10 protein-coding genes and 1 pseudogene are annotated in these 8,810 nt (G+C 70.1%); 3 read left to right on the top strand and 8 right to left on the bottom strand.

The features are described 5' to 3' along the window. Positions 1 to 83, top strand: a pseudogene (locus ACGFYQ_RS39770) (transposase); the annotation flags it as partial. 277 nt (positions 84 to 360) lie between these two features. Here the strand turns inward: ACGFYQ_RS39770 and ACGFYQ_RS39765 are convergent. Then, positions 361 to 579, bottom strand: a complete 219-nt coding sequence (locus tag ACGFYQ_RS39765) for a hypothetical protein (protein WP_393751902.1) — start codon at positions 577 to 579, stop codon at positions 361 to 363. Between the two features lie 470 nt (positions 580 to 1,049). On the opposite strand from ACGFYQ_RS39765, the gene ACGFYQ_RS39760 reads away from it, so the two are divergent. Next, positions 1,050 to 1,919 (top strand): S8 family peptidase, encoded by an 870-nt coding sequence (locus ACGFYQ_RS39760; protein ID WP_393751906.1) that lies wholly within the window; start codon positions 1,050 to 1,052, stop codon positions 1,917 to 1,919. Positions 1,920 to 2,338: 419 nt separating this feature from the next. On the opposite strand, the gene ACGFYQ_RS39755 is transcribed toward ACGFYQ_RS39760, so the two are convergent. From ACGFYQ_RS39755 to ACGFYQ_RS39740, 4 genes are all read right to left on the bottom strand, one after another. Beyond that, positions 2,339 to 2,755, bottom strand: a complete 417-nt coding sequence (locus tag ACGFYQ_RS39755; protein WP_393751900.1) for an IclR family transcriptional regulator C-terminal domain-containing protein — start codon at positions 2,753 to 2,755, stop codon at positions 2,339 to 2,341. A 262-nt stretch (positions 2,756 to 3,017) separates the two neighbouring features. Further along, positions 3,018 to 3,302, bottom strand: coding sequence for a hypothetical protein (locus ACGFYQ_RS39750; protein WP_393751898.1), 285 nt, complete (start codon positions 3,300 to 3,302; stop codon positions 3,018 to 3,020). A gap of 204 nt (positions 3,303 to 3,506) precedes the next feature. Next, positions 3,507 to 3,845, bottom strand: a complete 339-nt coding sequence (locus tag ACGFYQ_RS39745; protein ID WP_393751896.1) for an NAD(P)-binding domain-containing protein — start codon at positions 3,843 to 3,845, stop codon at positions 3,507 to 3,509. Positions 3,846 to 3,895: 50 nt separating this feature from the next. Next, positions 3,896 to 4,714, bottom strand: a complete 819-nt coding sequence (locus ACGFYQ_RS39740; protein ID WP_393751894.1) for an inositol monophosphatase family protein — start codon at positions 4,712 to 4,714, stop codon at positions 3,896 to 3,898. A 115-nt stretch (positions 4,715 to 4,829) separates the two neighbouring features. Here ACGFYQ_RS39740 and ACGFYQ_RS39735 point away from each other — a divergent pair, with 115 nt between their 5' ends. After that, positions 4,830 to 5,774: a LysR substrate-binding domain-containing protein gene (locus tag ACGFYQ_RS39735; RefSeq protein ID WP_393751892.1), complete on the top strand. Its 945-nt coding sequence runs from the start codon at positions 4,830 to 4,832 to the stop codon at positions 5,772 to 5,774. An 85-nt stretch (positions 5,775 to 5,859) separates the two neighbouring features. Here the strand turns inward: ACGFYQ_RS39735 and ACGFYQ_RS39730 are convergent, their stop codons facing one another. The 3 genes from ACGFYQ_RS39730 to ACGFYQ_RS39720 form a co-directional block, all read right to left on the bottom strand. Continuing rightward, complete coding sequence (locus ACGFYQ_RS39730) at positions 5,860 to 6,711, bottom strand: hypothetical protein (RefSeq protein WP_393751890.1); 852 nt, start codon at positions 6,709 to 6,711, stop codon at positions 5,860 to 5,862. Between the two features lie 672 nt (positions 6,712 to 7,383). After that, positions 7,384 to 7,959 (bottom strand): hypothetical protein, encoded by a 576-nt coding sequence (locus ACGFYQ_RS39725; protein WP_393751888.1) that lies wholly within the window; start codon positions 7,957 to 7,959, stop codon positions 7,384 to 7,386. Between the two features lie 268 nt (positions 7,960 to 8,227). Further along, positions 8,228 to 8,800, bottom strand: coding sequence for a TetR/AcrR family transcriptional regulator (locus ACGFYQ_RS39720; protein ID WP_393751886.1), 573 nt, complete (start codon positions 8,798 to 8,800; stop codon positions 8,228 to 8,230). Positions 8,801 to 8,810: the final 10 nt, after the last annotated feature.

The raw sequence follows: 8,810 nt of genomic DNA, 5'->3' as shown, positions 1-8,810 counted from the left end.
TCCGCCGCTACATCATCTGGCGGAACAAGCACGCCGCCGACGAACGCCTCCAAGAGGTGGTGAACAGGGCGAACGTTGCCTGACGCGGCACTAGCCTGCCCGGCCGCCACCCGCGCACCAGGGCCCCGGCAAGGTCTCCACGCCGGCCAACAGCGCTGCGACGCCTGGCCGACTAGCGTCCCGACCACAGGCGCGGCGCGGGCCAGGCCGGCTCCCCCTGCGGCTGCAGCGCGGGAGATAGCCGTGGTGCAGTTCCAGTTCTGCGAGCTGCGGCGGCCGTGGGCAAGCCCCATTCGAGGGTGGCTTGCCCACGATCACCGGAGCTTGCCCGCCTGGACCCCAGGAGGCTTGCCCGGCGGGTCAGGAGGCTTGCCCGGGGCGGAAGCGGGAGAGCCAGGTCCCGCCGGCCTTTTGCTCGGGCAGGGCCTGTACGTCGGTGACGAACCGCTGGTCGCAGTCCTCGCACAAGGATGGGCGGGGCTCTTGGGGGGCGCCCCAGCCGACGCGCTCGATCGCCTTCCAGCGTTCGTCGGTGAACTTGGCACCGCAGTCGGTGCAGACAGTGCTGCTCTGCCCCACGACTCAGCGGCTCGTGGTGCTCCTGCTTGCCAGCCGCTTGGCCTTCGGCTACAACGGCCCGTTGCTTGCAGCTGTCGCACAAGTGCGGGTAGGTGTCCGTCGGGACTCCCCAGTCCGTCGCGCCGGCCACCTCCCACCGTTCGTCGGTAAACCGCGCCCCGCAGCCGGCGCAGACGGGACGACGGGCCTCACGCTCGGCTGCCTTCTTCTTCGCCTGCGCTGTGGCCGCCCGCCGTACCTGTGCCTGGTACTCCTCCTGGCGCGCCCTGGCCTCTTCCCGGGCACGGGCATCGGCCGCCTCACCTTCGCAAAACGACCCCTGGCACCGTGGGACACGCAGGAGAGAACCTTCCTGCCGGAACTCGCGGCGGAACAGCGGGACGGGTGTGCCGCGTGTAACTGAGGACAGGGGTACGAACATGACGGTCCGATGGGCGTGGTGCCGTGTGACCGGAGCTGTCGCTTTGACGATGTGCGCAGCCGGGAGTGCCTGGGCGACCACCCAGACGGGTGCCCCGTGGGGTCTGGCCCGTATCTCCCACCGTGAGCCCGTCGGGTCAGGGCCGTGGCAGTACACGTTCAACGGTGACGGAGCGGGAGTCACCGTGTACGTCCTGGACAGCGGCATCGACCTCAAGCACCGCGAGTTCGAGGGCCGAGCCGCGTGGTTGGGCAACGTCACCGGGGACGACATCGGGCGAGACTGCAACGGCCGGGGCACACATCTGGCCGGCACGGTGGGTGCCAAGACGTACGGCGTGGCGAAGAAGGCCAGCCTCCGTGCGGTAAAGGTGGCCGGCTGCGACGGCGCCGCCACCGCCGAAGACCTCATCAAAGGCATCGCGCTGGCAGTGAACGACAAGAAGGGGACCAAGGGCAACGTCATCCTCATCGGCGTCACCCAGCCCAGGAACAGCGCCCTCAACAACGCGGTGCAGGACGCATTCAGCAAGGGGTTCGTGGTGGTCGTCGCGGCGGGCGGCCCGGGAGACGCCTGCGACTTCACCCCGGCGAGCGCGCCCAACGCCGTGACGGTCGGCGCAACGACCAAAGACGACAGGCTCCTGCCCGCTTCCGGCCAGGGACCGTGTGTGGACGTTCTGGGCCCCGGCGAGGACACCGTCTCGACATGGACGGGCGGCGCGGGCGCAACCCGGACGGAGTCCGCAGCGGCGTCGGCCGCCGCCCATGCCGCCGGCCTCGCGGCGTACCACCTCTCCCAAGGGACGCACAGCAACGCGCAGCTGACCGCGAAGATCGTCTCCGCCGCGACGAAGAACGCGGTGCACGACCTTCCTGCCGGTACGCCCAACCTGCTGCTCTACAACAGCGTCACCTGAACTGTGGGTCCGGGCAGCGGGCCATCTCCTGGCCGGACCGTGTGTAGCGGTGGAAGTGGTGGGGAGTGGTCGGCCTACCCGGGAGGGGAGTACTGATGTTCGGTATCAGCCACGGCCGGATCCTAGAACCCGACACTGACAGCGCCCTCAGGCGCGCCGCGCACGTGGTCATCCAAGTCGGCGAAGCCGGCAGACCACGGGGTCACGAGGCACGGGGACGGCTCTTGGGCCGAGGCTGTGGTGCCTCCTGACGGCCTGGCCCGACGCCGATGCCGGGCCGGACCGGCTCGGGGGTGCTGTCTCCTTCATCGCCGAGAGGGCAAGGCCACCAAGTGGGCCCGCGCCCCGCCGGGGCCGCCCACTGTGTTCGTGAGCGGGCAGCCCCGTGCAGCGGTGCTGGGCGACCTGGGTGGCCCCGGTCAGCGGCCGCGTTCCGCAACCAGCTTGCCGCCCGTGTCGCTGCCGGCAACGAGGAGGGCAAGCAGGACGGCCACGGCTTCGTTCTGCAGGATGTGGGCTGCTTGCCTCAGCCGGTGCGGGTCCGGGGATGGCGAGGAGAGGGCCACGCACTCGGGCTCCGCCCCGGTGCGGATGGGCACCGCCGCGCAGACTGTGCCGAGCGCGTACTCCTGCAGGTCCAGCAGGGGCTGGCCGGGGTGGCGCGTATCCAGCTCGTGGAAGAGGACCTCCTGGCTGGTGATGGTGTGGGGTGTGAAGCGCTCCATGCGGTGTCGCTGGAGATGATCGCGGCGCTCATCCTGGCCGAGTTGGACCAGTAGGGCCTTGCCCACTGCCGAGGCGTGGGCGGCTTCGCGGAAGTCGACCCATTCGTGCACGGTAGGGGTGCGGGGGCCGTCCGCGTACTGGGTGATGGAGACTTCGCCGTGGTGTAGCTGGCTACGTGGACGGCGGCGCCGACGGCGTCACGCAGGTAGCCGAGGGTGTCGGCGTACTCGTCAAAGTGCTCAGGCAAGTACGGACGAACGGACTCTGTCGCTGATCTTGTGACGGGTGCTGTGGTCAGGTTCTGAGGAGGATCCGGGTTCGGAGAAGGTCGAGTTTGGCTCGGCCGTATCCGGCTCGTTTGATCAGCTTGACTCAGGTGACCTGGCCTTCGACTTGCCCTGAGCTCCAGGTTGAGGAGAGGCCGACGACGACGGCGTCCTGGTCGTGGAGGAGCCCGCGGGCGAACTGCTGCAACGAGGGCAGGTGACTGTCGTGGACCTGCTCGACCCAGTCAAGGAGGTCCTGACCTCGTCGGTCGTGCATGAGGGCGGCGAAGGTGCGGACGTGCTCGACGGCCGTGTCGAGTTCGGAGCAGGCGGCCCGGACCGCCTTGAGACCGAGAACTTCGTGCGGCCGGAGTCGGTCGGGGTGCGTCATCACCCAGCGAAGCGCTCGCCGTGGCTTGGGCAGGGCCGGTGGTGGAGGGGCGGTCTCGATGCCTTGTTTGAGCTGGCGGATGTAGCGGTTGACGACTGTGCGGTCGCCGCGAAATCCCTGGTCACGGACTTCTCGGAAGAGCGAGCTGCAGGCGCTTGCGGGAGCTGCTGCGGAGTGCCGCGAATTGGGCGGTGTCCACCAGGGTCACCTGTACCACTTGTGTTGCCCGGTAGCGCTCGACGTGCTCGCGCAGCTGAGCCCACGCGTACGCCTGCAGGTTGGCTGCCTGCAGTGCGTCCGGCCACACCTCTTGCAGAAAGGTGAAAACATCGTCGACGACGGCCTCGGCGTCCTGACTGCTGCCGAGTTCCAGGTGGGCGTAGCGCAGGCGGCGAAGGCGATCCGCGGGGCGGGTCCGGCGGTGCGGGCGGCGGTGCCTTCGGGGTTCCGGCTGCCGAGGGTGACGTGGTGTCCGGCTGTGGAGAGCTTGCCGGCGAGGTTGGTGCCGACGCGGCCGGCGCCCAGGATGCCGATGTTGGTCATGGGGTGATGCTCCTTGCGGTATCGGGGTGGGGAAGAGCGCAGACGTCCGGTCAGGCAATCGGGATCGGTGAGAGGACCTTGAGGGCGGCGGCGTGGATGCCGGGGGCGGCGGCCAGGAAGTCGCGGCTGCCTGTGTTCCAGGGTTCGCCCGCCAGGTCGGTGACGGTGCCTCCGGCTTCGGAGACCAGCAGGGCGCCGGCGACCAGGCCGGAGCGGACGTCGGAGAACTGCCAGAACGCGTCCATGCGTCCGGCGGCGACGTGGACGAGTTGCATCGTGGCGGGAACGGACACGCGCACGACCAGGCCGTTGATGAGCATGGCGGTGACGGAGTCACCGATCCGCCGGAAGGTGCGCTCGTCCTCGCCGGGCCTGGCCTGACCGGTGCCGATGAGGGCGGCGCCCAGGTCGGTCTTGGCGGACACCTTCAGGGGCCGGTCGTTGAGGCGGGCACCGCCGCCGGCGACCGCGGTGTAGGTGTCGCCGGTCAGCGGTAGGTGGACGACGGTGAGTACCGGCAGGTTGTCGCTGACCAGGGTGGCAGTGACGGCCCAGTCCTCCATGCCGTGGACGTGGTTGATGTTGCCCTCGGCGGGGTCGACGACCCACCACTCCCCGGGCGGGAGCGCGCCGCCGGCCAGCTCGTCCTCAGCCCACTGCGACCCGCGCCGGGCCCGCAGCAGGGGTTCCCGCAGCACGTCCAGCACCGCGTCGTCGTTGGCGTGGATCTCGCCGACGACCTCGTCCAGACTCACGCCCCGGGCGCGCGAGGTGTAGCGGTCGCGCAGCGTGACGCCGGCGGCCTTCACCGCGGCGGTCACGTCGGACAGAAGCGGCCCGGCGGCGTCGAAAGGCATGGCTGTGCTCATGGTGGGCTCCCTGGGATCGGTCGAAGCGGGGCGGTTGTCTCGCCCCCGCACTTCGAAGGTAGGCCGCTTGGTCATTAACAACAAGTGCATGCTTGACACTTGTAGAGTTACTCTCATGCAACTGGATTTGAACCTGCTCACGGCCCTGGACGCCCTGCTGGAAGAGGGCAGTGTCGCCGGCGCCGCAGCCCGCCTCCACGTCACCGCACCGGCGATGAGCCGCTCCCTGGGCCGCATCCGCAAGGCCACCGGTGACCAGATCCTGGTCCGCACCGGCCGCAGCATGGTCCCCACCACCCGCGCGCTGGCCATGCGCGCCCAGGTCCACGCCCTCGTGCAGCAGGCTCACCAACTTCTCTCCGGGCAGCAGGAACTCGACCTGGCGGCTCTGGATCGAGTGTTCACCGTGCGCTGGCACGACGCCCTGACCGCCGCTTGCGGCACCGCCTTGACCACGGCCGTCCACGATCAGGCTCCCGGCGTCCGGCTGCGCCTGTCCGCCGAACCCGGGACGGACGACGCCGAGCTGCGCCGGGGTGAGGTCGACCTCGAATCAAGCTCCAGCACTCCGACGCTCCCCGACATCCGCCACCGCCTCGTCGGCAGGGACCGGCTGATCGTTGCCGTCCGTCCAGGCCACCCGCTCACCGAAGGCCCGCTGAGCCTTGAGCGCTACGCAGCCGCCGAACACCTCACCGTTTCGCGACGCGGAAGCCTGCGCGACCCGATCGACGACGCCCTGACCACACGCGGCCTCGAACGACACGTCGTCGCCGCCGGGCCCACCGCCGCCTTCGCCCTGCAACTCGCCCTCGACACCGACCTGGTCGTCACCCTCCCCGACGCGGTCACCCGCACGGCTCGGAAACAACTCGGCCTGGCCACGCTGCCGCCGCCACTCCCGCTGCCCGACGTCCCCCTGTACCTGCTGTGGCACCAGCGCTACGACAACGACCGCGCCCACACCTGGCTGCGAGACCTGGCCACCGAAACCGTCCAGGCACTATTCACACGACCGACCGCCTCTCAACAGCCCCTCACCAACCGGACCAGGCGGTGACGGATACGCCCGGGGAAAGGCCTGCGGCAGCTGACTCCCGTTCTCGTGAACATCACCTATTCGTGCGAGCGTGCGACTCCCAATCTCACGTCGAAACGACGTCGTAAGTCGCGTACACAGCCAGCCTCCCGGGTGGTGGTGCGCTGATCCTGGTAGCGGACTGGGACAACATCCATCGTCGGCGGTCGATCGGCGGCCTGGTCGGCTGGCTGTGCAGGACGCCGGTACGGGCGGCGATCCCTCGAAGCTCGGGTGTGGTGCGCCCGGAGAGCAGCAGGCCGGAGACGAGGAACTTCGCAGCTGGGCGGGCGTGGGTTTCCTGAGGGGCCCAGCACTCGGCCTGGAGGAGGGCGCGGATGCATTCGTCTCGTCGGCCCCACTGAGCGAAGGCCTTCGCGCGATCGGTGAAGTAGAGCGCGCGCCGTTCCGTGGTGGGGAGCCCTTGGGGGGCAAGGGCATCGGCGGCAGCGATGGCGGCGGAAGGATCGCCTGCGGTGTTCTCCGCCGAGATCAGGTGCAGCTGCACGGTGGCCCAGCTGAACCCGCCGTTGGTGTCCCGAAGGTGGGTGACGGCGCCCAGGCTCTTGGCGATGGCGGTGGCCTCGCTGGTCAGTTCAAGCATGCCGGCTTGATCGCGTTGGTGGGCGACGGTGTAGGCAGCGCACTGGACCAGCAGGCCTCGCTGGGCAATCCCGGCACTCCCGAGCTCACGCAGGGCCGGGTCGGCGGCAGCGTTCAGCGCGAGAGCGAGGGCCTGGTCGTGCCAGCCTGCCTTGCGGGCGAGGACAGCCTGCTGGCGGGCCGCCTCGGCGACCGCCACGGGCGCCCGGCCGGCGGCGGCGAACTGCCGGGCTCGGTCGGCTGCCATCCAGCCGAGTTGCGGCTCGTCGAGCTTGATCAGGATTCGCGTCGCCAAGAGGTAGGCCTGCGCCAACACGGGGAAGTTGTCGCTGGTGGACTGGTGCCCGGCGGAGATCAGGCATGGGAGCCGTAGGGCGAGGCTGGAGTACGCGCAGTCGTTGAAGTCGGCCGAGGCGCCGCGCAGTTCCGCCGCGAGGATGTCCAGGGGCGTGTCGGGGGGCTGTGGGGCCGAGTCCCAGCATCGCGTCGCGCAGCCCCGCGACGAGCGTCTCGCCGAGCGCGGCCTCCTCGGTCTTGGCCGGGGCGGCTCCGGCGACAGGAGCTCCCATGGCGGCCGCCGCGGTGACCGCCAGGTTCGCGAGCAGTTGCCTTCGCGTGCGCACCGGGTCCTCTCCACCCTCGTGCCCTGGGGTTCCCAGAGTAGGGGCGGGCAGGCTGGGATACGGCCCGGTTCGCTGACTGAGCGGGTCCGGATGGGCGCCCGTGGTGGGGGCGAGGCCGAGGGCTTGCGGTGGGATGTCGAGCGCCCGGGCGAACCTCTGGAGTACGGAGACGTCCGCCATGGCGGACTCTGCGGGGGCTGGAACGCGTCGGCCGCCTCCTGGTACGGGATCGGCAGGGTCCGGAGCCGGCCCTGACACTCCAGCTCGCCCGGCGCCCTGCGCATCACCCGGATCTCGGGAGTCCGCTGACGGGCGCGTGCCGCCGGAAACCGGCCCAGGAGGCGGCGTCGTGAGGGACGGCCGGCTCAGCGGAACAGCATGGACGCGTCCCCGGCCGGAGTGGTGACCGAGCCCGGACACAGGAAGCTGCCCGAGGCCTTGGCGGCGGTGAAGGCCCGGTTGATGTACTTCCGGCTCGCCCCGTCACGGTCCCACACGATGTTCGTCGCCTTGTAGCGGCAGGAGATGAAGCTCTGCCTGCCGGTGATGTCGATCAGATCCGTCCGCGCCGTGCCGGGGGCGTCGTCGAAGGTGAAGGCGGGGTTGTTGTTGAGGGTGGCGGCGATGCCGCCACCACAGGCCAGGTTTCCTCCGGGCGCGTTGATCGTGGTGCGGTCAACGGTGAGGGCCTCCGGGGCAGCGGCGCTGGTGCTCGCGTTGGTCCAGCTGCAGCTGTTGCCGGCGACCACCATCACGCCGTCGACCTTCTGGTCGGCCGCCGAGGCATCGGGGCCGTACGCGAGGGCAGTGCCCGTACCGGTGAAGGCCGCCGCGACGACCAGCGTCGCGATCCCGACGAAGCGTGAGATGCGGGTCCTGTGGGTGCTGTGCCCCGTGTGACTTCTGTGCGTGATGGGTGTGATGGACGTGATGTGCCTCATAGTTCGCTCCTCCATGCCACGTACTGGTGGGGGTGGGCGAGGCGCTGGGCCTCTCAGAGGGTGCGGAGTGCGTGCCGGGAGGGTCCCACAGCCGCCCTGAACTGTCAGGAGCCCGTCAGGGGCATGGCAACAATTGGCTGGAATTACCGGTCGGTACAAGATGCCGCCGGGAGCGACGGACTGTGGCGGCGATCGGCCGCGTGCGGTCCGGTCCGCCGCTTCCACATCACGGTCCGACGCCCCCTGGCCCCCGGCGAGCCGCCGATGTCTACGGGGTCTGCGACGGGGTGAACCTCGTGAGGATCAGCAGGGTGTCGACGAGGTCCTCGGCGGGGGCGCCGGTCGCCAGCCGGCGCAACTGCTGCCCGAAGACCAGGGCGACGGCCGCGCCGGCCAGGCGTTCGGGGTCCGGGACGCCAAGCTGCGTCAGGATCCGGGTGGCCAGCAAGTCGTAGGCGGCGAAGCACTCGGCCGCGGCGGCACGCAGCCGTTCGTCGCGGCCGGCCTGGACGTACAGCTCGAAGGGCGCGATGTGGCGACTGTCGAACGCGTTGCCGCCCGCGACCTGCGCCACCACCTCGGCCGCCTGCCCGATGTCGAAGCGCTCGTCGGAACATGCGTCGGCGAGCGCCGTGAAGTGCCGGGTCTCCTCGGCCACGAAGTGCAGCAGGCTCTCGCGCAGCAGCTCGTGCTGGGTGGCGAAGTGGTAGGTGACGGAACCGAGGGAGACTCCTGCCTCCTTGGCGATCCGCCGGTTGGTGACGGCGGCGATACCGTCCTGCCCGATGATCCGCAGTACGGCGTCGATGATGCTCTGTCGGGTGTCGGAAGCATGGGGCATGTCGACATTC

This window comes from Streptomyces sp. NPDC048258, assembly GCF_043201995.1.
Taxonomy (GTDB): domain Bacteria; phylum Actinomycetota; class Actinomycetes; order Streptomycetales; family Streptomycetaceae; genus Streptomyces.
This window is presented reverse-complemented; position numbering and strand designations above follow the sequence as displayed.

What these genes read in the sequence shown, in the direction of transcription:
- ACGFYQ_RS39760 (WP_393751906.1), top strand. Translation starts at nt 1,050, where the DNA reads ATGTGCGCAGCCGGGAGTGCCTGGGCGACCACCCAGACGGGTGCCCCG.
- ACGFYQ_RS39750 (WP_393751898.1), bottom strand. Translation starts at nt 3,302, where the DNA reads ATGACGCACCCCGACCGACTCCGGCCGCACGAAGTTCTCGGTCTCAAG.
- ACGFYQ_RS39745 (WP_393751896.1), bottom strand. Translation starts at nt 3,845, where the DNA reads ATGACCAACATCGGCATCCTGGGCGCCGGCCGCGTCGGCACCAACCTC.
- ACGFYQ_RS39740 (WP_393751894.1), bottom strand. Translation starts at nt 4,714, where the DNA reads ATGAGCACAGCCATGCCTTTCGACGCCGCCGGGCCGCTTCTGTCCGAC.
- ACGFYQ_RS39735 (WP_393751892.1), top strand. Translation starts at nt 4,830, where the DNA reads ATGCAACTGGATTTGAACCTGCTCACGGCCCTGGACGCCCTGCTGGAA.
- ACGFYQ_RS39725 (WP_393751888.1), bottom strand. Translation starts at nt 7,959, where the DNA reads ATGAGGCACATCACGTCCATCACACCCATCACGCACAGAAGTCACACG.
- ACGFYQ_RS39720 (WP_393751886.1), bottom strand. Translation starts at nt 8,800, where the DNA reads ATGCCCCATGCTTCCGACACCCGACAGAGCATCATCGACGCCGTACTG.